This window comes from Actinoplanes sp. CA-142083, assembly GCF_050942195.1.
Lineage (GTDB): Bacteria > Actinomycetota > Actinomycetes > Mycobacteriales > Micromonosporaceae > Actinoplanes.
The window spans coordinates 1,829,938-1,850,094 of sequence record NZ_CP192076.1; the positions used below are offsets into that span (position 1 = coordinate 1,829,938).

The following is a 20,157-nucleotide window of genomic DNA, read 5'->3' on the forward strand; positions in this document are numbered from 1 at the left end:
GTCTCGGGCGTGAGGCCTGTCCGGTGGGGAGTGCTCGGCGCCGCCAACATCGCCCGGCTGGTGATCGGCGCCAACCAGGAGTCCGCGGCGACGTCGTTCGTCGCCGTGGCCAGCCGCGGCTTGGCGAAGGCCCGGGAGTTCGCGGCATCCGTGGGGCTGGAGCAAGCGTTCGGCAGCTACGAGGAGTTGCTCGCGTCGGACTCCGTGGACGCCGTCTACGTGGCGCTGCCGGTCTCGCTGCACACCGAGTGGACGGTGCGGGCGCTGCGGGCCGGCAAACACGTGCTCTGTGAGAAGCCGTTCGCCACCAGCGCGGAGGACGCGGCGCGGTGCTTCGACGCGGCCGCCGAGGCCGGGCGGATGGTCGTCGAGGGGTTCATGTGGCGGCATCATCCGCAGACGGCGCTGGCCCGGCGGCTGCTGGCCGAGGGGGCGATCGGGCGGCTGGCGACGATACGCGCGGCACTGACGGTGAACGTGCCGCCGGGGGACATCCGGCGGTCGGCTGCCATGGCGGGCGGGGCGCTGCTCGATCTCGGGTGCTACTGCGTGTCGGCGGCCCGGTTGTTCGGAGGGCGACCCTCGCAGGTGTGGGCCACGCGGGTCGAGGACAAGCCGGAGCCGGTCGACCTGCGGACGGCGGCGACCATGCGGCTGCCCGGTGACGTGCTGGCGCTCTTCGACGTGGGGCTTGATCTCGTACGCCGGGACGAGCTGGAACTGGTCGGGACGGAGGGCAGCATCGTCGTGCCCGACCCGTGGATCTGCCGGTCCCGCGAGGTCTCGCTGCGGACGCCGTCGGGCACGCAGGTGTTTCCCGTCGACGAGCCGAGCCTGCCCGGCTTCGTCGGGAACGAGACCGACGCGTACCGGATCGAATTCGACGTCGTCTCGGAAGCCATCGCCGCGGGAAAGCGGATCGAGTTCGGCCGGGACGACGCCGTGGAGCAGGCGGCCGTGCTGGCGGCGCTCGCCCGGTCGGCGGCGACCGGAGTGCCCGTTGAGCTCGGATGAGACGCGGCTGACGCCGCGGCTGCGGCTCGAGCCGGTCGCGCCGCGGCACGCTGACGATCTGCTGAAGCTGTATCAGGATCCGGCGGTGGCCGAGTGGTACGGCTCGTGGACGCGGCCGGGGATCGAGGCCGAGGTCCGGCGGATGGCGACGGCCTGGCGGGACGACGGCGTGCACAAGTGGATGGCCTACGACCGCGAGACCGGCGATCTGATCGGGCGGGGCGGGCTGTCCCGGCAGCGGGTGGACGGGCGTTCGCGGCTCGAGGTCGGGTGGGTGCTGCACCGGCGGTTCTGGGGGCTCGGGTACGCCACGGAGATCGGCCGGGCCGGGCTGGCGATGGCGTTCGACGAGCTCGGGGCCGACGAGGTGGTGGCGTTCACCGAGGTGCGAAACAGGCGGTCGCGGGCGGTGATGGAGAGGCTGGGCTTCGCCTACCGCAAGGACTTCGACATCGACGGCGAGCCGTACGCGCTGTATGTCATCGCCGCTCACCCGTCCAAGTAGCGCAGGACGGCCAGGACCCGGCGGTTGTCGTCGTCGGAGGACTGGAGGCCCAGCTTGGCGAAGATGTTGTTGGTGTGCTTGGCGACGGCCTTCTCGGTGATGAACAGGGCGGCGCCGATCGCCGAGTTGGAGCGGCCCTGGGCCATGTGCGACAGGACCTCCCGCTCGCGCGGGGTGAGCTGGCCGAGCTCGTGGTTGTGCAGCAGCTTGGAGACGACGGTCGGGTCGAGGGCGGTGCCGCCGGCGGCCACGCGGTTGACGTTGTCGATGAAGTCGCCGATGTCGGAGACGCGGTCCTTGAGCAGGTAGCCGATGCCGCCGTTGCCGTCGGCCAGCAGCTCGCGGGCGTAGAGACGCTCCACGTACTGGGAGAGGACCAGGACCGGGAGGCCTGGGATCTCGGCGCGGGCGGACAGGGCGGCGCGGAGGCCCTCGTCGGTGTGGGTGGGCGGGAGGCGCACGTCGACCACGGCGACGTCGGGGCGGTGCTCCAGGAGGGCCTTGAGCAGGTCGGGACCGTTGTCGACGGCCGCCACGACGTCGAAGTCGTACGCCTCGAGCATGCGGATCAGGCCGTCGCGGAGCAGGGTCAGGTCCTCGGCCACGACGATCCTCATCAGGCCAGGCTAGGCGATCAAGGCGATCAGGGTCGATCCGGGCTTGAAGCGGTCCAGGCCGGCGAAAACGCCGTACATCATCTTGGCCTCGTAGACCCAATTCAGCGTGATGCCGTGCCGTTCCCGGAAGTCGTCGATGAAAGCGTCGAGGGAATCGGTGCGTCTGGCATACCCGCCGAAGTGGAAGTCGTCGCACATCTTCCAGTTGCCGGTGGGGGCCCGCTGGAGGCGATTGACCTCGTGGTGGAGGAAGCCGCCCTTCAGCGCGGCGTAACCGACGGCTTTCCGGGTGGGTCCGAGCCGGGAGGCGACGCCGGCCAGGGTGGCGCCGGTGCCGACGGAGCAGCAGAGGACGTCGAAGGGTACGTCGATCTCGTCCACGAGCTCGGCGCAGCCGGCCACACCCCGGTCGTTGGCGCCGCCTTCGGGAATGACAAAGAAATCTCCGGATGAGTCTATGGATTTGGCGCGGTAGCGGGCACGGTCGACGTACTCGAGGCGCATACCGTGGCGGACGGCGGCTGCCAGCACCGGATTGAGCGGGTCGCGGCGCTCACCCCGTACGATGCCGACGGTTTGGAAATGGAAATGGTGACCGGCCGCGGCGGTGGCGAGAAGGTGGTTGGAGAATGCGCCGCCGAAGGTGAGAAGCGTGCTGTGGCCGGCCTCTCGCGCCGCCTCGACGTTGTATTTGAGCTTGCGCCACTTGTTGCCGGGGAAATCGGGGTGGATCAGGTCGTCGCGCTTGAGGAACATGCGGATGCCGGCGGCGGTCAGACGGTCGTCGGCCAGCGGCTGCAGCGGCGAGGGCAGGCGGAACACCTCACCATTTTGCGACGTAGGCTCGGCGGGTGGAGCGGATCGATCGATCGGGATGCGGATCCGGGGCGGGATCACCAGCCACGGATTCGCGCTGAACGTCGACCCCGACCTGTCGGTCTACGAGCGGTTCACGGCTTGCAGCCTCGAGGGGGTGCCGATGACCTCGCTGCGGCGTCTCGCCGGGGAGCAGGGGCGGCCGCTGCCGCCCGAGCCCGCGATCCGCGACGCGATCGCCGCAGCGTTGTCCGTCGGTTAGGCCGCGGTCGGCGCCGCGGTCTGGCCCAGGGCGGTCGCCTTGAGCCGCTCGAACTCGGCCGCCGTGATCGCCCCGGAGTCGAGCAGCGACTTGGCCGAGGCGATCTCCTCGGTGGCGCTGCGCTTGCCGTCGGCGGGCGACGCCACCGACCGGATGTACGCCTCCTGGCGCTTCTGCGACTCGGCCGCGTCCTTGAGGGCCCGCTCGCTCATGCCGCCACCGCGCACGATGAGGTAAACCAGCATGCCGAGCAGCGGGAGAATGATCAGGAACAGCGTCCACAGCGTCTTGCCCCACCCGCCGAGGCTCTTGTCCCGGAACAGGTCCCCGAAGATCCAGAAGAGACACATGAACCAGGCGAAGAAGAGGAAGAACTCGAACAGCGCCAGCAGGAACGACCCATTGTCATTAAACACGTGACTACCCTCCTTTCTTATCAGTGGACCGCTTGTCGCGTGCCGGGGCCTCATCCGCAACGGATAGGGGTAGTAGCACCCCCACTGGACGGGTTCCAGGCTCCTCGTGCCCGAACCCCGCCTCGACCAGGCTCGATGGCATGACGACAGTCCTCGAGAAAGCCGGTCCCGTCCGCCGCTCCGAGCGGGCCCTCGCCCCCGATCTCACCCGCGGCTTCATGCTCCTGTTCATCGCCCTCGCCAACGCCGCGAACTTCGCCTTCGCCGGTCAGCCTGGCCTCGACGGCACGCCGCACGGCCTCCAGCGGGTGGTCAACTTCCTGATGACGACGCTCGTCGACAGCCGTGCCTACCCGGTTTTCGCGGTGATGTTCGGGTACGGGCTGGTCCAGCTCTCGCGGCGGAACCGCACCCGTCGGGTGCTCCTGCGCCGCAACGCCGCGCTGATCGGCTTCGGGTTCGTGCACGCGACGCTGCTGTACTTCGGTGACTTTCTGGGCGCGTACGGAATCGTGGGTCTTCTCGCCACGACGCTGCTGCTGCGTCGCAGCGACCGCTTCCACCGCCTGATCCTCTGGCTCTGGGGTTTCCAGACCGTCTACGCGGCGGTGCTCGCGGTCATCGCGGTTACCACCGCCCACGCCGGCGACGCCACCATCGTGAACAGCCCCAACCCGTCCCTGGACGCCTCGTCCTACGCCTCGTCGCTGGTCCACCGGCTCGCCGAGTGGCCCGTGCACACCGCCACGGTCATCCCGTTCATCGTCATCGTGTGGCTGGGCATCTGGGCCGCCAACCGCCGCCTCCTCGAAGAGCCGGGCAAACACCTCACGCTGCTGCGCCGTGTTGCCATCGGCGGGCTGGGGATCTCGATCGCCGGGTCGCTGCCCTACGCCCTGGTGTCCGCGGGCCTGCTGCACCTGGACGCCGGTAGCGTCGACGCCATGTACCGAGTCCACGCCGTCACCGGTGAGTACGGGGGTCCGGGCTACGTGGCGCTGTTCGCTCTCATCGCCCACCGGCTCGCGTCTTCCGCCGGCCGCGCCAACCCGATCGCCGCGCTCGGCCAGCGGTCCCTGAGCGGCTACCTGTTCCAGTCGGTGGCCTGGCTGATCCTGTTCTCGCCGTGGGCGCTCGGCCTCGAGGGCACCTACGCGGCGCTGGTCGCGGCCGTCGCGGTCTGGGTGATCTCGCTGGTGGCGGCGCAGCGGATGAGCGACGTGGGCTATCGCGGGCCGGCCGAGACGCTGCTGCGCCGGATCACCTACCGGACCGCTTCGTGACCAGGAAGGTTCTCGCCGGGGTGGCCGTGGCGTCGTGCGTCGCGGTCACCCTGGTCTGGGCGCTGACCGGCCGGGGCGAGTTCTGGCCGCGCTGGGTGTACTTCGGGATGGTCGTGCCGGTCGCCGGGACGTACGTTTTCCGCCGCGCCCTGCGCAGCGCGCCGCCCGGACGCCGCCGCTGGCTCGCGGTCGACGCCGCGTTCTGCGTCACGCTGGCCGCGGTCGACCTCACCGTGTACGTGCTGAGCGGGGGCGGCTACTTCTGGCCGATGTGGACCATCCTGGGCCTCTCGGTGATTCTGGGGCTGCACGCGTGGGTGGCCAGCCGACCGCCCGGCAAGCGCGAGCGCGAGCTCCTCGCCCGGGTCAGCACGCTCAGCCGGTCCCGCAGCGACGCCCTCGACCGGCAGGCGGCCGAGCTCAAGCGGGTCGAGCGCGACCTGCACGACGGCGCCCAGGCCCGGATGGTCTCGCTGGCGCTGACCCTCGGCCTCGCCGGCGACCTGCTGCGCCGCGACCCCGACCGGGCGGCGGGGCTGCTCGAGGAGGCGCGGTCGACGGCCCGCTCGGCCCTCGACGACCTGCGCACGGTCATGCACAGCATCCACCCGCCGGTGCTGGCCGATCGCGGGCTCGGCGACGCGGTGCGCGCGCTGGTGCTGGACCTGGCGGTGCCGGTGGCGGTGGCGGGCGAGCCACCGGCGCGGTTGCCGGCGGCGACCGAGACGGCCGCGTACTTCGCGGTGGCCGAGTGCCTGAGCAACATCGTGAAGCACGCGTCGGCCACGGCGGCCGCGGTGGCCTTCGGCGACGACCACGACGCGTTGCGCATCGCCGTCTCCGACAACGGCAAGGGCGGGGCCGATCCGGCCGGCGGGAGCGGGCTGCGCGGCATAGCCGACCGCCTCGAAGCGGTCGACGGGGTGCTGGAGGTGGTGAGCCCGGCGGGCGGACCCACCCGGGTGACGATCGCGATTCCGTTGCCGCGCTCGTGAGCGGCGGGTGCTCTCAGCCCACGCTGCCTGGACCGACCAGCTGGGCGCGCAGGTAAGTTTCGACCGCCGCGGCCATGTCGAGGGATGGGTCGCCGAGCAGCCACTGGATCTGGAGGCCGTCCATGAGCGCGACCAGGTCGCGGGCCGCGCGCGCCGGGTCGACGCCCGGCCTCAGGTCGCCGGCCGTGTGGGCCTCGAGGTAGGCCTCCTCGATTTCGTGCACTATTCGCGAATATCGATCGACGAAGTAGTCGTGTGCGGGGTGGTCGGCGGCGGTGGCCTCGGCGGAGAGGACCGTGAACAGCTCGACGATGCCGCGGCGGGTCATGTTGAGGGCGACCACGTCGACCAGGCGCAGAAGTGCCGCCGCACCGGTCGCGTGGCCGGCCGTGATGCGCTCCTGGTCGACCTCGTCGCGGTGCGCCAGCACGGCCAGGAGCAGAGACTCCTTGGTGGGGAAGTGGTGCAGCAGCCCGGGGTGGGAGATGCCGCAACGGGCCGCGATCTCGCGCAGGGACGTGCCGCGGTATCCGGCCTCGCCGAACAGCGCGGTCGCCTGGTCGAGGATGTCGCGCCGCTTGGCGCGGCCCTTCGCGTAGCCCACCGATAAATACTTACCAACTGGTCGGGATTCGTCTAGCGTCTGGCCCATGGCCGTCACACACCTCCAGCCTGCTCCGGCGCTGCGCCGGGCACGCGTCGCCACCTCGACGATCTTCGCGGTTCACGGCGCCGTGACGGGGTCGTTCGCGGCGCGTGTCCCGTGGATCGCCGATCATGTCGGCACCGGTGCGGGCGGGCTCGGCATCGCGCTGCTGATGCCGGGCGTGGGCGCGCTGCTGGCCATGCCGGTCTCGGGCCGGCTGGCGCACCGTTTCGACCTGCGCCGACTCGTACGCGTCCTGATTGTCCTCTGGTGCGCGGCGCTGCTGCTTCCGGCCCTGCCCACCACCCTGCCGCTGCTCTGTCTGTGCCTGGTGCTCTACGGCGCGACGGCCGGCCTCGCCGACGTCGCCATGAACGCGCATGCCGTGCTGGTCGAGGAGCGCTACGAGCGGTCGGTGATGTCCGGCTTCCACGGCTGGTGGAGCGTGGGCGGCCTGGCCGGCTCGGCGGTGGCGGCGCTCGCGGCCCGCGCGGGGATGGGTGCGCCCGCCCACTTCGCGCTGGTCGCGGCCGCGCTGATCGTCATCGCACTGGCCGCGTCGACCTGGCTGTTCTCGCACCGGCCTCCGCAGACCGCGGAGGAGCCGCCGGCTTTCGCGCTGCCGTCCCGCGAGGTGCTGGCGATCGGTCTGATCGGGCTGTGCGCGGTCTTCGCCGAGGGCGCGAGCCTCGACTGGTCCGCCGTCTACGTGCGCGACCTGCTGCACCACCCGGCCGCGACGGCGGCGGTCACCGTCTCGATCTTCTCGGTCTGCATGGCGGCGGCACGGTTCGGCGGCGACTGGGTGGTGCGCCGGCTCGGGCCGGTGACGACCGTGCGGATCTCGGGTGTGTGCGCGACGGTGGGCGCGCTGACTGTCGTGCTGGCCTCGCCGGTGGCGCTGGTGATCGCCGGGTTCGGCCTGCTCGGCATCGGTATCGCGGTGGTGGTGCCGCTGGTGTTCGCGGCGGCGGGGCGGCTGCCCGGGCCGCCGGGGCGCAACATCGCGGGGGTGGCCGGCATCGCGTACGGCAGCGGGCTGATCGCGCCGGGCGTGATCGGGGGCATCGCGCATGTGTCGAGCCTGACGGTGTCGTTTACGCTGATTGTCGTGCTCGTCGCGGTGATGGGTCTGTCCGCCGATGTTTTGCGTCCCAGCAGGTCGCTGTAATATACAACTATGAGCGATGACGAGGTCCTCGGCAGCATCGAGACGCAGATGGCCATGCTGATGCGGCTCGGCGAGGCCACGCGCCGTTCCACCGGCGGCCCGCCGCACCGGGCGCTCGACCGCGCGGCGTACGTGATTCTGCGCCAGCTGGAGAAGGACGGCCCGCTCAACGTGTCGGTGCTGGCCGCGGCGCTCAACCTCGACGGCTCGACCGTCACCCGCCAGGTCACCGCCCTGCAGAAGGACGCGTTGATCGAGCGCCGCCCCGACCCCACCGACGGCCGCGGCACGGTCATCGCGGCCACCCCGCTCGGCCTCACCCAGGTCGACGCGGTGCGGCAGGCGCGCAAGGTGGTGTACGGCGCGGTCCTCAAGGACTACACCGACAACGAGAAGCAGGAGCTCGCCGGCGCGCTCGAGCGCTTCACCGAGGCGCTGGCCGAGCACATGCGCAGCCGCGTGTAGCGCGAGACGTATCGGGGAAAATCGATCGGCATGAAGCGTCCGGCCATTCTGATCGGTGCCGCCCTGGTCGCCGTGCTGGTGCTCGGCCTGGTGGCCATCCTCATCGGCTCGCGGCCCGCGCGTCGGGACGCCACCGGGCCCCGCGACGGCGTACGAAATGCTGCTTTTGATCTTCTGGACGGCGCGACGTCGGTCCGGGTGCGGGCCGCCTCGATCGGCGACGACCTCTACCAGATCAGCGTTCCCTCCGACGCCGGCATCCAGCCCCGCGTCGACCGGGACGGCGGCGACGTGCGGCTGCGGCTCGAGCCGACCGGCGACGGCGGTGGCAGCGGCGTGGTCGACATCCTGCTGAACTCGTCGGTGACGTGGTCGTTGCGGATGACGGGCGGCGCTCGGGAGATGCACATCGACATGTCCGGCGCGGCCGTCGACCAGATCGCGCTGGCGGGCGGCGCGAGCTTGATCGACGTGGCGCTGGCGCGCCCGTCGCGGGTGGTTGCGGTGGCGATGACCGGCGGCGTCGACCAATTTCGCGTACGCCTGCCGTCAAGCACCCCGGTCCGCGTGACCGCGTCCTCCGGGGCCGGGACGGTGACCGTCTTCGGTCAGACCCATCAGGGCGTGGCCGGAGGCCAGTCGTTCACCGCCAACGGCTGGAGCGACGGCGCGCCCGGCGTCGACGTGCAGGCCCGCGCCGGGGCGGGCGTCGTTATCGTCGACGCATGACCGCACCCCTCAACGCTTTCACCGGCGAGCGGATCCGGCTCCGCGAGCTGCGCGAGGAAGATCTGACCGACCTGGTGGCCTGGTGGCAGGACCCCGACGTGATGGTGACGCAGACCGCCGGCCCGTTCCATCCCCGCCCGGTGGAGCCGATCGCCGAGCAGTTCCGCACGTGGAGCCGCAACAACGGCACCGACGCCGGCCTCACGGTGGTGAACCGCTCGGAGGGCACGGTTCTGGGTCACGTCGCGCTCTTCGGGGCGGATGCCCACAACCGTACGGCGACGTTCGCCATCATCATCGGGCCGCCGCACCAGGGCCGGGGCTACGGCGCCGAGGCCACCCGGCTGGTGGTGCGCTACGGCTTCGCGGAGCTTGGCCTGCACCGGATCCAGTTGGCGGTGGCGGGCTTCAACGGGCGCGCGATCCACACGTACGCGAAAGCCGGTTTTGTGGAAGAGGGCCGTGACCGGGAGGCCGTTTTCCGTGCGGGCAAGTGGCACGACCAGGTGCGCATGGGGATTCTCGATCACGAGTGGTGGACCGCCAATCCCGACTGATCCGCATATATGGGGTAATCCGCGGATGTGCCGGTCTCGTTGGTTCGCGAGATGGAGTTGAGCGCCGGCGGGTACGAGCTGGAGGCCGCGGACGCGCTGGCTGCCGTCGCCGCCCGCGCAGCCGGAGCGCCGACCGACAGCACGCCGGCCGGCGCGGTGATTCGCAGCCGGGAGCCGTTGGTCGCGGCGGACATCGCCACGGACCCGCGGATACCGGCCAACGCCCCGGCGCGCGGCGCCGGGATCCGCTCCCACGCCGGGTACCCCATCCGGGACCCCGGCGGCAACGTGGTCGGCGTGTGTGCCGTCATGGACTACCGGACGCGGCAATGGACGCCCGAGGAACTGGCGGGCGTGGCGGACGGGGCGCGCGCCTGCGCCGCCTTCGTCGCCCAGCGGCACGCCGCCGCCATGGCGGGCGCTGACCCGCAGCACCGACGAGTACGTGGCCCTGGTCGGCCACGAGCTGCGCACCCCGATGACCGCGATCAGCGCCTGCACCGAGCTGCTGCTCGACCCGGGGGAGATCGACCTGAGCCCGGACGCGGCGCAGATGGTGGGGGTGGTGCAGCGGCACAGCCACCAGGTGCTGCACATCATCAACGAGCTGCTCGACCTGGCCGCCCTGGAATCCGGCCACGCCGCGATCGACCGCGAGCCCTGCGACCTGGCCGCGCCGGCCCGTTCGGCGACCGGCGCGCTGCACGCGACCGCGGCGGCGGCCGGTCTGACGATCGAGGCCCGGCTGCCGGGCGCGTGCCCCGTCCACGGCGATCCGCACCGGCTGCGGCAGGTCATCGACACGCTCCTCGGCAACGCGATCGCCTACAGCCCCGACGGCGGCCGGATCACCGTGACCGCCGCGGCCACGGGCGGCGTGGCCGAGCTGGCGGTCACCGACCCCGGCATCGGGATCCCGGCCGGCGAGCGGGAGCAGCTCTTCGGCCGGTTCTACCACTCCAGCCGTACCTGGGAGAGGCGCATCCCGGGCGCGGGGCCGGCGCCGGCGGTCAGCCGGGCGATCGTCGAACGCCATGACGGGAGCATTCGCCTGCTGCCTGGGCAGGGCCCCGGCACGACCGTCCAGGTGCGGCTTCCGGCTGCCTAGGCGGTGAACTCCCGGACGGTTCGGGTCAGGACGGTGAAGCCGACCTTGGTGAGGAAGGCCTGGTAGTCGGTCTCCTCGGCATCGGAGTAGTCGAGAAGCCGGGTCGCGCCGCCGAGCTCCAGCCAGTCGGCCGCCTGGCCGACGAGCCAGCGGCCGACGCCGTGGCGGCGGTGGGCCGGTTCGACCCACAGGTTGCCGATGTCGGCCCAGGCGCCGAGGCGGGAGACCCGCGGGCCGGCGTCGAGGTTGGTGTCCACCTCGATGTAGCCGACGTCCTCGGCGCCACGGACCGCGGTGATCCGGGTGCCGTTGATGCCGACCGTACGGCGAGTCGTCAGCTGCGCCTCGGGGCGAGCGATCTTGTCGACCCGGGCCACGAAGACGATCTCGGTGCGTCCTTCGTTCCGGAAGCCGATGTGCTCGTAGATCGCCCGGATGTGCGGCCAGTTCTCCGGCACGCCGTAAACGGCCGGGGCGGGCAGCGTCCCGGTGGCGTAGCGGCGGGTCACGTCCCATCGCTGCAACTGGGCGTGGCAGGCGACCGCGAGGGTCTCGCCGGCCTCCTCGGCGTCCGGCCAGTAAGGAGCGTTCGGCCAGCAGACCAGCCACCGGATCTCACCGGCGTTGCGGTAGTTCTCGGCGGTGCCGGCGTCGTCGCGGTACCGCAGCAGGTGGGCGGCGGCCACGACGCGGCCGCGCTGCTCGGCCACAAGCGTGACGCGGTCGCGGACCCAGCGGTCGACGATGAACTCGCCGGGCTCTCGCTCGAGCTGGCTCATCAGGGCCTGGACCGAGACCGAGGCGCCGGGGACGACGGCGGCGATGTGCGCGTTGACCAGGGAGGTGACCTGTTCGCGGTCACTGCGCACGAACGTACGGATCATGAGCGGACCTTCCAAGCGGGGCGCATTGCGCGCATGCCGGTGGACGACCCGCTACCGTGCGGTACCCCGCCAGCCTAGACCACCGTGAGACGCGGGAAGACCGGCTGCGGCCCGGCGATTGCCGACCGTCCGCCCAGTTGGGCTGCAATCCGGGCGGCGCCTGCGGGAACGAACGGCGTCAGTTCGCGGGCGAGGCAGTGGCAGGCCTCGACCAGGGTCGCGAGCACGGCGTCCAGCCGTTCGCCGGCCGCGTCGTCGCCCGCCTGCTCGCGCTTTGCCAGCTCCCAGGGCCGCTCCGCCTCGACGAGGCGGTTGGCCGTGGCGACCACGCGCGAGATCGCGTCGGTAGCGGCCCGGAAGTCGAACACTTGCAGCGCTCGATCGATGGTCGGAGGGAGCTCGCGGCCGATGCCGCTCGTACGGGTCTGTTCAGGGACTGCGCCGTGGCGGTACCTGTGCACCAGAGACACGGTGCGATGGACGAGGTTGCCCAGACCGTTGGCAAGGTCCTGGTGATAGCGGGCCAGCAGCCGCTGCTCGGTGAAGTCGGTGTCGCCCAGGCCGGCGACGTCGCGGAGCAACCACCACCGCAGCGCGTCGGCGCCGTAGCGCTCGACGAGGTCGTACGGGTTGACCGCGTTGCCGGCGCTCTTGGAGATCTTGGCGCCGTCCACGGTGAGGTACTCATGCACGAAGATGGCCGTGGGCAACGGCTGACCGGTGGACAGCAGCAAAGCCAGCCAGTAGACGGCGTGGAAGCGCACGATGCCCTTGCCGATGACGTGCACCCGCTCCGCCGCTTCGCGCCACCACGTCTGATAGGCGCTGTCATCGGTGCCGTAGCCCAGCGCGGTGACGTAGTTGGCGAGGGCGTCCCACCAGACGTAGACGACCTGGTCCGGGTCGTCCGGGACCGGGATGCCCCACCCGGCGGCGCGCGATGCCGGCCGCGAGACGCTGATGTCCGTCAGCCCGGCCCGTACGAAGGACAGCACCTCGTTGCGTTTGGCCGCCGGCTCGATGCGCACTCGTCCCGACTCCAGCACGCTCAGCACGTCCGCGGCGTAACGCGAGAGCCGGAAGAACCAGTTGGACTCGGTCACCTTCTCCGGGGCGACGCCGTGCTCCGGGCACGGGGCGGCGGTTTCGGAGAACTGCTCGCAGCCCTGGCAGTAGAAGCCGTCGTAGCCGCGTCGATAGAAGTCGCCCCGGGCGGCGGTCTGCCGCCACAGCCGCTCAACTCCGGGTGCGTGCCGCGCGTCGCTGCTGGTGCGGATGAAGTCGTCGTACGACAGTTCCAGCGCCCCGGCCAGGCCGGCGAACCGGTCCGCGTTCTCCGCCACGAAGGTGGCGACCGGTGCGCCCGCGGCGTTGGCGGCGGCGACGTTCTTCAGCGCGTTCTCGTCGGTGCCGGTCAAGAAGCGCACCGGTTGGCCGCGCAGGCGTCGATGACGGGCGAGGACGTCGGCCTGCACCAGCTCGAGCGCGTGTCCTAAGTGGGGTGCGGCGTTGACGTACGGGATGGCCGTGGTGACGTAGAAACTCATGATGGTCTCCGATCCGCTCCCCGGTCACCTGGGGCAGATCGACTCCAGCCGGCCCCGGGGACGCGGGGGGCTGGTAGTGGCGAATTAGCGCACGCCGACGGGCCCCGTGGCGGGGCGCATCATGCGACCGGCGTGCTGAGCCATGGACAAAATGATGCCAGACCTGGGCGGCGTGCCGCCGCCGACTTTTCCGTGTCATGCGAGAACGCCGCCACCCACGGCGGGGTAGCGGCGTTCTCCGACCCGGGAGCGGGCCAGGCCTTACGTGGACGAAACGGCTTCCACAGTGGTCGCGCTCTTGTCGACGCGCGGGTCGCCCTCGTCGGCGAAGTAGTCGTCCGGCGTCGTGCCGTCCGCGCCTTCGGGGGTCTTCATGGCCCGCAGCAGGAACGTCACCAGAACCGCCACCAGCAGGTTGACCGCGACCGCCACGAAGCCGACGTAAATCGTCTTCGGGGAGTCGAAGAACCAGAACTTCTCGAGCGGGAAAGCGGAACCACCGAAGTGGGCCCGCTTGGTGGCGGCGTTCGGGATCTGCCAGAGCATCCACAGCGCCAGACCCATGCCGGCCACCCAGCCCGCGATCAGCGCGCCGCGGTGCAGCCAGCGGGTGTAGAGGCCGAGCGCCACCGCCGGAGCGGTCTGCAGGATGATGACGCCACCGATCAGTTGCAGGTCGATGGAGAACTGTGGGTCGAGGAAGACGATGAAGGCGACCGCGCCGATCTTCACGACCAGCGAGGCGATCTTCGAGACCTGCGCCTCCTGGGCGTGGGTCGCGTCGCGCTTCAGATATTCCTTGTAGATGTTGCGGGTGAAAAGGTTGGCCGCGGCGATCGACATGATGGCGGCGGGAACGAGCGCGCCGATGCCGATCGCGGCGAATGCGATGCCGGCGAACCAGGACGGGAATTTCTGGTCGAACAGCAGCGGCACGACGGTGTTGCTGTCGACCGTGCCCTCCTTGGCTCCGGGCAGCGGTTTCACGCCGGCCGAGATGGCCATGAAGCCGAGCAGCGCGATCAGGCCGAGCAGGAAGCTGTACGCCGGGAGCGCCGACATGTTCCGCTTGATGACATTGCGATTCCTGCTGGCCAGGACGCCGGTGATGCTGTGCGGGTACAGGAACAGCGCCAGCGCGGAGCCGAGCGCCAGTGTCACGTACTGAATCTGGTTGTTGGCATTGAGCAGGATGCCGTCGCCCGGATTGGGGCTCGCCTGGAATTTCTTGTCGGCGGCATCGAAGATGTCGCCCCAGCCGCCCAGCTTGTACGGCAGGTAAAGGACCGCCACGATGATCACGATGTAGATCAACGTGTCCTTGACGAAGGCGATCAGCGCGGGCGCCCGCAGGCCGGACTGATAGGTGTACGCCGCCAGGATCGCGAACGCGATGATGATCGGTGCGTGCCGGGCCAGCAGGCTGTCGCCGGTGACGCCCATCGTTTTGAGGACGGCTTCGATGCCCACCAATTGCAGCGCGATGTACGGCATCGTGGCGACAATGCCGGTGATCGCGACGAGCAGCGCCAGCGTGGGCGAGTCGAAACGGGTGCGGATGAAATCGGCGGGCGTGACGAATCCGTGCCGATGCGACACCGACCAGAGCCTGATCAGGATCAGGAAGAACATCGGGTAGATGATCACGGTGTACGGAACCGCGAAGAATCCGGCGGCGCCGGCCCCGAACATCAGTGCCGGCACGGCGACGAAGGTGTACGCGGTGTACAGGTCGCCGCCGACCAGGAACCAGGTGATCCAGCCGCCGAAGCTGCGGCCGCCCAGGCCCCATTCGTCGAGGTGCGCCATGTCCTTCGGCGCCCGCCACCGCGCTGCCACGAATCCCATGCCGCTGACCAGCAGGAACAGCGCGCTGAAGATGATGATTTCGGTGATGTGGTCGCTCATCGGGTCACCGCCTCGTCATTCGGTAGACAAGGCTGGTGGTCGCCACGCCGAGCAGGATGAACAGGAACTGGATCCAGTAGAAGGCGGGGAATCCGCCGATCCGCGGCTCGTCGTGGTTGTACAGGAACGTCAGCAGCGGCACCACGATGGGGATAAGCAGAAGCCAGTTCCACGGGCTTCGATCGGTCTTGCTCGCCACCGGGGTTTCCGCGGGGGTTTCCGCCGGCGGTGTTTCGGGAGATTCAGGCTCGGCCATCAGCCGCACCTCCTAGCATTCTGGTGGGCCGGGGATGTGGGCCCACGAAAACGCTAACGATGCAGGACGAAGCGAGTCGATCACTGTGCGCCGAACGGGCGAGGCGGTGCGCTCAACGGCACCGCCACGCCCGCGTAAAACATCCTTACGAGATCAGCCCGAGATTGACGGCCTTCGTCAGCGACGCGTTGGCGTCGTCACCGTCGAGCGACCACATCATCGCCCCGCCCAGGCCCTTGGCCCGGATGTAGAGCGTCTTCTGCAGGATTTGCGCCGGGTCGTCGTACGTCCAGAACGTGGTGCCGTCGAAGAGCCAGGAGTTGCCGGCCCGCCAGTCGCGGTAGACCTTGAAGCCCGGCAGGTTCTTGACGGTCTTGTAGTCTTCTGTCCCGTTGGCGAAGACCCCCGGGGCCGCGCCGGTCGCGGTCGCGAACCGTCCGTTGCCGCCGGACGTGATCCCGGTCCAGCCCTGGCTGTAGTAGGGCAGGCCGAGGACGAGCTGCTGCTTCGGCGCTCCCGCCTGGACCCACGCGTTGATCGCGCCGTCGGCGGAGAAGTCCGGGTTGTCGGGCGCGCCCTTCGGCACGTAGATCGAGGACTGCTGGTTCGACCGCAGCTCCCAGGACCCGTGGTAGTCGTACCCCTGCACGGTTCCGAAGTCGAGGTACTTGAAGATCTTGCCCTCGAACCCGGCCGTGATCTTCGCGGGCGCCGCCGGCAGGAACGCCGTCAGGTCGTAGTGCTTACGGGTCGACTTGCCGAGCTTGTCGAGCTGAGCCCGGAACTCCGCGGTCAGCAGGGTGAAGTTGTGCTTGTCCTCGGGGCGGATGACGTTGCCGGCGTTCCCCTCCGAGCCCGGCCACTCCCAGTCGAGGTCGATCCCGTCGAAGATGCCGGCCGCGACCCCGGCGGAAAGGCCCGGCAGATTGCCCTTGATCCAAAGGTCCACGCAGGAGCTGACGAGCTTCTTGCGCGACGCGTCGGTCAGGGCGGCGTCCGAGAAGAAGGCCGAGCCGGTCCAGCCGCCGAGCGAGATCAGCACCCGGAGCCGGGGGTTCTTGGCCTTGAGCTCCGCCAGCTGGTTGAGGTTGCCCGAGATCGGCTGCCCCGCGACGTCGGCCACCCCGTCGACGCTGAGCTCCGCCGAGAACGGGGTCTGCCAGTCCGCCCAGGGGTCGGCCGATGCGCACACGCCATCCGCCGTGACCGGCCCGAACGCGTAGTTGATGTGCGTCAGCCGAGCCGCCGCACCCGAGTTCTGCACCTTGCTGAGCTGGAAGTCGCGGCCGTAGATACCCCACTGCGTGAAGTAGCCGACCTTGACGTAGGACTTGCTCCTGCCATGCGCCTGTGCCGCGACAGGCGAAGCCGCCACGACCGACGCGGCCACAGCGGCCACGGCGACGAGACGGCGGGTCAGACCGCGCATGAGCCCTCCAGGGGCGTAAACGTTGAAGAAAGTTTCCTAATCGAGGAAGCTAAACGTCCACAAGCGCCGAATCAACGGTCAGTCGGGCCGACTTTCCGCGTTTCCCGTATTTCCCGTACGCGGCGAGGATGGTCCCCATGGAGCGTGTGAGCAGCCGGGTCGTCTACCGCAATCCGTGGATGCTGGTCCGGGAGGACGAGATCCGCCGCCCCGACGGCAGCCCCGGCATCTACGGCGTGGTGGAGAAGCCGGACTTCGCGCTGGTGCTGCCCCGCTGGCGGGACGGCTTCTGGCTGGTCGAGCAGTACCGCTATCCGATCGGTCGGCGGGCGTGGGAGTTCCCGCAGGGCGGCTGGGGCCGGGCCGCTTCCGGGGATCAGACAGCGCTGGCCCGGCAGGAACTGGCCGAGGAGACCGGCCTCCGCGCTCGGTCGATGAAGCACCTCGGGCACCTCTTCGAGGCGTACGGGTACTCCACCCAGGGTTTCGACGTCTTCCTGGCGACCGGCCTCGACGAGGGCGAGCCCGACCGGGAGCCGACCGAACAGGACATGATCCACCGAGCGTTCACCGACGCCGAGATCGCCGAGATGATCCGGACCGGCCAGATCGTGGACGCGCCGTCGCTCGCGGCGCTGACGCTCTATCGCCTGGAGTCATGAGATGCGCCCCGAAGACCTGCGATTCCTCTCCGGCATCATCCTCGTGTCCCGCGACCCGGCCCGCCTGGTCGCCTTCTACCGTGACGTCCTCGGCCTGCCGCTGCACGAGGAAGACCACGGCGACTCGGAGCCGCACTGGGCCTGCGAGCTGGGTGACGTGCACTTCGCGATCCATCCCGCCGCCGACTATCCCGGCGAGCCGACCGAGGCCGGCGCGGTCAAGCTCGCCTTCATGGTCTTCGACCTCGACGGGTTCGTCGTATGGCTGGCCGAGCGCGGCGTCGAGCTCTGCTACCCGCCGGTCGAGTTCGGCACTTCATCCCGAATCACGGCGGTCCACGACCCGGACGGCAACCTCGTCGAGCTGACCCAGCTGGGCGCGTCCTGGCTCGACCACCTCCGCACCAACCGAGCCACCGGCGGAGATCTCGTCACACATTGGACCGTCCGCGCCGACGGCGAAGCCGCGAGCGGCGGTTGAGCGCACCGCCCCGGACCGGTCGTTGGCTTGCGGTGGTGGGTGCGGAGTTCGAGCGGGCGTTGCGGCTGATGCGTCGGCGTGATCGGCAGGCGGCGAGGAGGGTTTCGCGCAGCTGCGGGCGGTGGCCGGCGTGAATGTCGATGAGTTGATGAGCGAGTTCGTCCGGGAGACCGGCCACGGGGTCCGGTGCTGGTTGCTCGAGCTCATCGGGGCTGCGGCTTACGGGCTTCGAACCAGCTGATCGCTGACGGTGACGGACGAGTCGGCCTGTACGCCGGATTCTGTTCCCGGCAACTGCCGGGGGCGGTCATCCATCTCGGCCTGCCGTTGCCGGCAGGCTCTTGCGGCCTACCCGCAGGCTCGGGCGAGCAGCCCTCGAACGCCTGCGCCGGCCCGGGCTCTTGCGAACCCGAGCCTTGCTTGGCCTTGCTCCGGGTGGGGTTTACCTAGCCACCCCGGTCACCCGGGGTGCTGGTGAGCTCTTACCTCACCGTTTCACCCTTACCGACCCCTCGCGGGGGCGGCGGTTTGTTTTCTGTGGCACTGTCCCGCGGGTCGCCCCGGGTTGCCGTTAACAACCACCCTGCTCTTCGGAGTCCGGACGTTCCTCGGTGACACCCCCTTGGGAGGGGTGCCGACGCGACCGCCCGGCCGACTCGTCCGTCAGCGGGAATTCTACGGGTGCGCCTTCGAGGCCGTAGATTCACTCCCACCATGGATCTCTCGCACATACTTCTGCTGCTCGTCGCCGGTGTGGCGGCGGGGACGGTGAACGCGATCGCCGGGGGCGGGTCTCTGATCACCTTCCCGAGCTTGATCGCAACGGGGCTGCCGTCGGTCGACGCGAACGTGACGAACTCGGTGTCCGTCTTCCCGGGGTACGTGTCGAGCGTCGTGGGAAGCAAGGCCGACCTGGAGGGGCAGGGGCGGCGGGTACGGGTGATCATCCCGACCAGCGTGGTGGGGTCGGCGGCGGGGTGTGCGCTGCTGCTGCTCACGCCGGGGCGGGTCTTCGAGGTCGTGGTGCCGTTCCTGGTGCTGGGGGCGGCGGCAACCCTCGCCTTCCAGGAGCGCCTGCGCGGGCTGGTGGGGCATCCACGGCACATGTCGGCCCGGCGGGCGGCGGTCACGCTGCAGGTGGTCGTCTTCGTGGGGGCGGTCTACGGCGGGTACTTCGGGGCGGCGCTCGGCGTCATGTACGTGGCGGCGTTGGCGCTGATCCTCGACGAGCCGCTCAAGCGGATCAACGCGCTCAAGAACGTGCTGTCGGCGGCCGTGGGGCTGGTCACCGTGGCGGTCTTCGCGATCTTCGCGGACGTGCACTGGGGCGCGGTGCTGGTGCTCGCGCCGGCGACGGTCGTGGGCGGGTACGCGGGGGCGAAGCTGGCCCGCCGCCTGCCGGCACGGGTCCTGCGCTACCTGATCGTCACGTTCGGCACGGTGATCGGGTTGATCTTGCTGTATCGGGCAATCAAGTGAGAGTGAGGTCCGAGGGATCCGTGTTGGCCCCGCAGAGCAGCACCACCACCCGCTCGCCTGGCGCCGGCAGGTAGGTGCCGGAAGTGAGGGCGGCATACGCCGCCGCGGTCCCGTGCTCGACCACCTGGCGGTAGTCGTCCCACAGGCGGCGGCGGGCGTCGACGATCGCCTTGTCGTCGACCAGCAGCGATGCGATCCCGGCGTCGCGGGCCAGCGAGTATGCGATGTCCCCGGCCCTGCGCGCGCCCAGGGAGTCGGCCGCCACCCCGGAGACGGGCACGTCGACCGGGCCGTCGCCGGAAAGCGCCGCGTGCAGGGCCGCCGACGTTGCCGGCTCCACCGAGATCACCGAGGCCTGACCGTGGAGGGCGGCGATCATCCCGGCGATCAACCCGCCGCCGCCGACCGCGACCAGCACGGTGTCGAACCCCGAAGGCAGCTGGTCGAGAAGCTCCAGGCCGAGCGTCCCGTTGCCGGCGACCATGTCCTCGTCGTCGTAGGCGTGGCAGAAATACGCGCCGGACGCCTGGGCCCACTCGACGGCGGCCGCGTACGCCTCCGCGTACTCGTTGCCGGTCTGCACGACCGACGCGCCCAGCTTGCGGAGTTTGTCGACCTTGACCGTGGGGGCGGTGGACGGCACGTACACCTCGGCGGGAACGCCCAGCTCGCGCGCGGCGTAGGCGGCCGCCAGGCCGGCGTTTCCCCCGGAGGCGGCGATGATGCCGGCCGACGGAAGCACTCCCCGGGTGGCGGCCGCGACGATCTGGTTGAACATGCCGCGGGTCTTGAAGCTGCCCGCGTGCTGCGTGTGCTCCAGCTTGAACCACAGTGTGGGCCCGGCCTGCAGCACGGGAGTGCGCCGCACCCGATCGCCGATCCGCCTTGCCGCCGCCCGTACGTCCCCGGTGTCAATCATCAAGGGAA

The 20,157-nt window shown here is 70.3% G+C and carries 23 protein-coding genes, 1 other RNA gene and 1 pseudogene; 14 read left to right on the forward strand and 11 right to left on the reverse strand.

Features of this window, described 5'->3' with window-relative positions; genetic code table 11:
* Nucleotides 1-9: 9 nt before the first annotated feature.
* The gene (locus tag ACQPZX_RS08805) at nucleotides 10-1,014 is read left to right on the forward strand and encodes a Gfo/Idh/MocA family protein (RefSeq protein WP_433376942.1); all 1,005 of its coding nucleotides are present in this window, start codon (nucleotides 10-12) and stop codon (nucleotides 1,012-1,014) included.
* Nucleotides 1,001-1,519: a GNAT family N-acetyltransferase gene (locus ACQPZX_RS08810; RefSeq protein ID WP_433376945.1), complete on the forward strand. Its 519-nt coding sequence runs from the start codon at nucleotides 1,001-1,003 to the stop codon at nucleotides 1,517-1,519. Before ACQPZX_RS08805 ends, ACQPZX_RS08810 begins: the two co-directional genes overlap by 14 nt.
* Here the strand turns inward: ACQPZX_RS08810 and ACQPZX_RS08815 are convergent.
* The gene (locus tag ACQPZX_RS08815; RefSeq protein ID WP_433376948.1) at nucleotides 1,504-2,136 is read right to left on the reverse strand and encodes a LuxR C-terminal-related transcriptional regulator; all 633 of its coding nucleotides are present in this window, start codon (nucleotides 2,134-2,136) and stop codon (nucleotides 1,504-1,506) included. The two genes, ACQPZX_RS08810 and ACQPZX_RS08815, sit on opposite strands and share 16 nt — an antisense overlap.
* A 9-nt stretch (nucleotides 2,137-2,145) precedes the next feature.
* Nucleotides 2,146-2,958: a 1-aminocyclopropane-1-carboxylate deaminase/D-cysteine desulfhydrase gene (locus tag ACQPZX_RS08820; RefSeq protein ID WP_433376951.1), complete on the reverse strand. Its 813-nt coding sequence runs from the start codon at nucleotides 2,956-2,958 to the stop codon at nucleotides 2,146-2,148.
* A gap of 52 nt (nucleotides 2,959-3,010) precedes the next feature.
* Here ACQPZX_RS08820 and ACQPZX_RS08825 point away from each other — a divergent pair, with 52 nt between their 5' ends.
* A complete protein-coding gene (locus ACQPZX_RS08825) occupies nucleotides 3,011-3,214 on the forward strand; it encodes a hypothetical protein (protein ID WP_433376954.1) in 204 nt (67 codons plus the stop codon).
* Here ACQPZX_RS08825 and ACQPZX_RS08830 read toward each other — a convergent pair.
* Nucleotides 3,211-3,630, reverse strand: coding sequence for an SHOCT domain-containing protein (locus tag ACQPZX_RS08830; RefSeq protein WP_433376956.1), 420 nt, complete (start codon nucleotides 3,628-3,630; stop codon nucleotides 3,211-3,213). The two genes, ACQPZX_RS08825 and ACQPZX_RS08830, sit on opposite strands and share 4 nt — an antisense overlap.
* A 140-nt stretch (nucleotides 3,631-3,770) precedes the next feature.
* Here ACQPZX_RS08830 and ACQPZX_RS08835 point away from each other — a divergent pair, with 140 nt between their 5' ends.
* Entirely contained in the window at nucleotides 3,771-4,913 is a 1,143-nt protein-coding gene (locus ACQPZX_RS08835; protein ID WP_433376959.1) for a DUF418 domain-containing protein, read from the forward strand.
* On the forward strand, nucleotides 4,910-5,908 hold the full coding sequence (locus tag ACQPZX_RS08840) for a histidine kinase (RefSeq protein WP_433376962.1): 999 nt from the start codon (nucleotides 4,910-4,912) through the stop codon (nucleotides 5,906-5,908). The genes ACQPZX_RS08835 and ACQPZX_RS08840 overlap by 4 nt, the downstream gene beginning before the upstream one ends.
* 13 nt (nucleotides 5,909-5,921) lie before the next feature.
* Here the strand turns inward: ACQPZX_RS08840 and ACQPZX_RS08845 are convergent, their stop codons facing one another.
* Nucleotides 5,922-6,512: a TetR/AcrR family transcriptional regulator gene (locus ACQPZX_RS08845; protein ID WP_433376964.1), complete on the reverse strand. Its 591-nt coding sequence runs from the start codon at nucleotides 6,510-6,512 to the stop codon at nucleotides 5,922-5,924.
* Nucleotides 6,513-6,558: 46 nt separating this feature from the next.
* Between ACQPZX_RS08845 and ACQPZX_RS08850 the strand changes: the two genes are divergently transcribed.
* The 6 genes and pseudogenes from ACQPZX_RS08850 (at nucleotide 6,559) to ACQPZX_RS08875 (ending at nucleotide 10,584) form a co-directional block, all read left to right on the forward strand.
* Nucleotides 6,559-7,725 (forward strand): MFS transporter, encoded by a 1,167-nt coding sequence (locus ACQPZX_RS08850; RefSeq protein ID WP_433376967.1) that lies wholly within the window; start codon nucleotides 6,559-6,561, stop codon nucleotides 7,723-7,725.
* A gap of 9 nt (nucleotides 7,726-7,734) precedes the next feature.
* Entirely contained in the window at nucleotides 7,735-8,190 is a 456-nt protein-coding gene (locus ACQPZX_RS08855; RefSeq protein WP_433376969.1) for a MarR family winged helix-turn-helix transcriptional regulator, read from the forward strand.
* A gap of 30 nt (nucleotides 8,191-8,220) precedes the next feature.
* Entirely contained in the window at nucleotides 8,221-8,919 is a 699-nt protein-coding gene (locus tag ACQPZX_RS08860) for a hypothetical protein (RefSeq protein WP_433376972.1), read from the forward strand.
* Nucleotides 8,916-9,476: a GNAT family N-acetyltransferase gene (locus ACQPZX_RS08865; protein ID WP_433376975.1), complete on the forward strand. Its 561-nt coding sequence runs from the start codon at nucleotides 8,916-8,918 to the stop codon at nucleotides 9,474-9,476. Before ACQPZX_RS08860 ends, ACQPZX_RS08865 begins: the two co-directional genes overlap by 4 nt.
* A gap of 51 nt (nucleotides 9,477-9,527) precedes the next feature.
* Nucleotides 9,528-9,797, forward strand: a pseudogene (locus ACQPZX_RS08870) (GAF domain-containing protein); the annotation flags it as partial.
* 157 nt (nucleotides 9,798-9,954) lie between these two features.
* On the forward strand, nucleotides 9,955-10,584 hold the full coding sequence (locus ACQPZX_RS08875) for a sensor histidine kinase (protein ID WP_433385104.1): 630 nt from the start codon (nucleotides 9,955-9,957) through the stop codon (nucleotides 10,582-10,584).
* Here the strand turns inward: ACQPZX_RS08875 and ACQPZX_RS08880 are convergent.
* The 5 genes from ACQPZX_RS08880 to ACQPZX_RS08900 form a co-directional block, all read right to left on the reverse strand.
* Nucleotides 10,581-11,468 (reverse strand): GNAT family N-acetyltransferase, encoded by an 888-nt coding sequence (locus tag ACQPZX_RS08880; protein WP_433376978.1) that lies wholly within the window; start codon nucleotides 11,466-11,468, stop codon nucleotides 10,581-10,583. The two genes, ACQPZX_RS08875 and ACQPZX_RS08880, sit on opposite strands and share 4 nt — an antisense overlap.
* 74 nt (nucleotides 11,469-11,542) lie before the next feature.
* Nucleotides 11,543-13,015 carry a methionine--tRNA ligase gene (locus tag ACQPZX_RS08885; RefSeq protein WP_433376981.1) on the reverse strand — a complete coding sequence of 491 codons (1,473 nt, stop codon included), beginning with the start codon at nucleotides 13,013-13,015 and terminating at the stop codon, nucleotides 11,543-11,545.
* Between the two features lie 261 nt (nucleotides 13,016-13,276).
* Nucleotides 13,277-14,923: a monocarboxylate uptake permease MctP gene (gene mctP / locus ACQPZX_RS08890; RefSeq protein ID WP_433376983.1), complete on the reverse strand. Its 1,647-nt coding sequence runs from the start codon at nucleotides 14,921-14,923 to the stop codon at nucleotides 13,277-13,279.
* A gap of 4 nt (nucleotides 14,924-14,927) precedes the next feature.
* Complete coding sequence (locus ACQPZX_RS08895) at nucleotides 14,928-15,179, reverse strand: DUF3311 domain-containing protein (protein WP_433376986.1); 252 nt, start codon at nucleotides 15,177-15,179, stop codon at nucleotides 14,928-14,930.
* Nucleotides 15,180-15,324: 145 nt separating this feature from the next.
* Nucleotides 15,325-16,608 carry a glycoside hydrolase family 18 protein gene (locus ACQPZX_RS08900; protein WP_433376988.1) on the reverse strand — a complete coding sequence of 428 codons (1,284 nt, stop codon included), beginning with the start codon at nucleotides 16,606-16,608 and terminating at the stop codon, nucleotides 15,325-15,327.
* 137 nt (nucleotides 16,609-16,745) lie between these two features.
* On the opposite strand from ACQPZX_RS08900, the gene ACQPZX_RS08905 reads away from it, so the two are divergent.
* Together ACQPZX_RS08905 and ACQPZX_RS08910 are read left to right on the forward strand one after the other, a co-directional pair.
* Complete coding sequence (locus tag ACQPZX_RS08905) at nucleotides 16,746-17,270, forward strand: NUDIX domain-containing protein (protein WP_433376991.1); 525 nt, start codon at nucleotides 16,746-16,748, stop codon at nucleotides 17,268-17,270.
* Nucleotide 17,271: 1 nt separating this feature from the next.
* Complete coding sequence (locus tag ACQPZX_RS08910; protein ID WP_433376994.1) at nucleotides 17,272-17,751, forward strand: VOC family protein; 480 nt, start codon at nucleotides 17,272-17,274, stop codon at nucleotides 17,749-17,751.
* A 254-nt stretch (nucleotides 17,752-18,005) separates the two neighbouring features.
* On the opposite strand, the gene rnpB is transcribed toward ACQPZX_RS08910, so the two are convergent.
* An RNA gene (rnpB, locus tag ACQPZX_RS08915) (RNase P RNA component class A) lies at nucleotides 18,006-18,410 on the reverse strand.
* 55 nt (nucleotides 18,411-18,465) lie between these two features.
* On the opposite strand from rnpB, the gene ACQPZX_RS08920 reads away from it, so the two are divergent.
* Entirely contained in the window at nucleotides 18,466-19,230 is a 765-nt protein-coding gene (locus tag ACQPZX_RS08920) for a sulfite exporter TauE/SafE family protein (RefSeq protein ID WP_433376997.1), read from the forward strand.
* Here ACQPZX_RS08920 and ACQPZX_RS08925 read toward each other — a convergent pair.
* Complete coding sequence (locus ACQPZX_RS08925) at nucleotides 19,223-20,149, reverse strand: threonine/serine dehydratase (protein WP_433377000.1); 927 nt, start codon at nucleotides 20,147-20,149, stop codon at nucleotides 19,223-19,225. The two genes, ACQPZX_RS08920 and ACQPZX_RS08925, sit on opposite strands and share 8 nt — an antisense overlap.
* Nucleotides 20,150-20,157 lie beyond the last annotated feature (8 nt).